Origin of the sequence: Aeromonas sp. L_1B5_3, from assembly GCF_963866575.1 — a bacterium.
In the GTDB taxonomy this organism is placed as follows: Bacteria; Pseudomonadota; Gammaproteobacteria; order Enterobacterales; family Aeromonadaceae; genus Aeromonas; species Aeromonas jandaei.
In genome coordinates this window covers 1-567 of record NZ_CAWMDN010000045.1, presented here as the reverse complement: position 1 = coordinate 567, position 567 = coordinate 1, and the positions used below count along the sequence as shown (strand labels likewise).

At 57.7% G+C, this 567-nt stretch carries 1 pseudogene; it reads left to right on the top strand.

Annotation, left to right across the window (positions count from 1 at the left end):
- Window positions 1-567, top strand: a pseudogene (locus tag AACR93_RS03380) (IS5-like element IS5 family transposase); the annotation flags it as partial.

Genomic DNA, 567 nt, shown 5'->3' with positions numbered 1-567 from the left:
CGTCTGTTTGCCCGGTTATCCCTGGATAGCGCCTTGCCGGACCGCACCACCATCATGAATTTCCGCCACCTGCTGGAGCAGCATCAACTGGCCCGCCAATTGTTCAAGACCATCAATCGCTGGCTGGCCGAAGCAGGCGTCATGATGACTCAAGGCACCTTGGTCGATGCCACCATCATTGAGGCACCCAGCTCGACCAAGAACAAAGAGCAGCAACGCGATCCGCAGATGCATCAGACCAAGAAAGGCAATCAGTGGCACTTTGGCATGAAGGCCCACATTGGTGTCGATGCCAAGAGTGGCCTGACCCACAGCCTAGTCACCACCGCGGCCAACGAGCATGACCTCAATCAGCTGGGTAATCTGCTGCATGGAGAGGAGCAATTTGTCTCAGCCGATGCCGGCTACCAAGGGGCGCCACAGCGCGAGGAGCTGGCCGAGGTGGATGTGGACTGGCTGATCGCCGAGCGCCCCGGCAAGGTAAGAACCTTGAAACAGCATCCACGCAAGAACAAAACGGCCATCAACATCGAATACATGAAAGCCAGCATCCGGGCCAAGGTGGAG